The organism is Nocardiopsis halophila DSM 44494, from assembly GCF_000341245.1.
In the GTDB taxonomy this organism is placed as follows: domain Bacteria; phylum Actinomycetota; class Actinomycetes; order Streptosporangiales; family Streptosporangiaceae; genus Nocardiopsis_A; species Nocardiopsis_A halophila.
Genome location: NZ_ANAD01000277.1, coordinates 1 through 1619, shown reverse-complemented (window position 1 = coordinate 1619; position 1619 = coordinate 1). Strand labels below are relative to the sequence as shown.

At 63.4% G+C, this 1619-nt stretch carries 1 protein-coding gene; it reads left to right on the top strand.

Going from position 1 to position 1619, the window contains the following annotated elements; translation table 11 throughout:
- Window positions 1–477 precede the first annotated feature (477 nt).
- On the top strand, window positions 478–1619 hold a 1142-nt coding region (locus D450_RS0128905), incomplete at its 3' end, for a hypothetical protein (protein WP_152520942.1).

Below are 1619 nucleotides of genomic sequence, written 5' to 3'. Positions count from 1 at the left end.
GCGACCACCGAGACGATCACCAGGAACAGCGGGCCGAAGAACCCGCGCAGCCAAGTGGCCAGGCCCTCGGTGTCCAGGTCGCCGGTGCCGTCCGCCAATACCACGGTAGGGACGGCCTCAGGCGCCCAGAGCGGGCCCATGGCTGCTGCGAGTAGTCCGGTCACGTCCATAGTGTGATCATCCTATTCCGATTCGGACGTGCAAGATCAACCGAGATTCGGCGCCCCGGGTGTCCGCAAGCGGCCGATCATGCATGTTTACCAGCCGAAACACCGTGGTAACGCACGCGCGCGGTTCGCCCTCCAATCGGCCCCCTCTGTTCCGGCCGCACCGGAAAGGCGCGAAAAATGTTACGAATGCCAGTCTCGGGACTTTCGGCCCTGGTCCATCATGGACGACGCGCAACCGCCACGGATGAGTCAAGGGGGGCCGATGGGGCGCCGGAGGCAGGGGCAGGGCAGGCGCAGACTGGCCCGGGTGCTGTTGACGCTGGCCACCCTGGGGGTGCTGCTGTGCATCCCCAGCAGCGCAAACGCGGCGTGGTGCGAGGACAAGGCGCCGGTGCCGGATTTCTCCGAGGACCACCAGCCGCTTTTCGTGCCCGAGCGGATGGAGCGCCCGGGGCTCACGGACTTCATGACCGACTGGAATTACATCGGCCGCTGGGGCGACTGGGCCGAGGATTCCAACCCCAATGATATGGCAGAAAAGTACTGGACCGCGGGCGCGAAATGGCACGTGGTTCTCGAAGGGTGCACCGACCCTATGCGGTGGGATCCGGAACCGAAAATATACAATATGTTCTGGGGTTGGTCCAAGACCATTGCCAGCTTCGTTCTCGCGGCGGTTTTCATGGGCCTTTTCCCTGAGACCGTCGGCTTCTTCGGGCATATGATGGCAACAGTCATCGACACCCTGAAGGAAACGATTTTCTGGCAGTTCTTCAGTGCAATGGTGATCCTCGGCGCGCTGTGGATGGGGTGGCAGGGGCTCATCGCAAAACGCTTCACGCTAACCGTCCAGGGGGCGGTTTGGATGTGCGTTTCCGCGGCACTGGGAATGTGGGTCATGGCCTCCCCGCAAACGTTCTTCGGCGCAACGGTGCAGATCTCCAACGTCGGAGCGGCCGGCGCGACCAACATCATGTCCTCATCGGTGTCCGGCGACCCTGAGCAGGAGTACACCTGCATGAAGGGCGAGAGCTGGGGCAGCGACACCGAGAAGATGGACGATCCCACAGTGGACGCGGCCCGCCTCTACCAGACCGCGACCTGGCAAACGCTGGTCTGCGAGCCGTGGAAACGGGGAATGTTCGGCGCCGGCGCATCGGCCGAGAGTGTGGCAGACGAATACGGGAAGGACTTCTGGAAACTCCAGGTGATGAGCGGGCGCTCTTACGACGAAAGTGACCAGGACGAGATCGACGACGAGTGGACCGAGATGGCCGACGAGATCGCCGAGGAGAATCCCGGCGTTCACACCGTCCTCGTCGGCCGCAATTCCGGGGTCCGCACCGACGCCGCCATATCCGCATTCGGTGCGAGCATCATCCTGGGCGGGGTCCTGGGGATCGTCGCCTTCTCCGTGGCCATCCTCCGAGTCGCGGTCATGTTCATGCT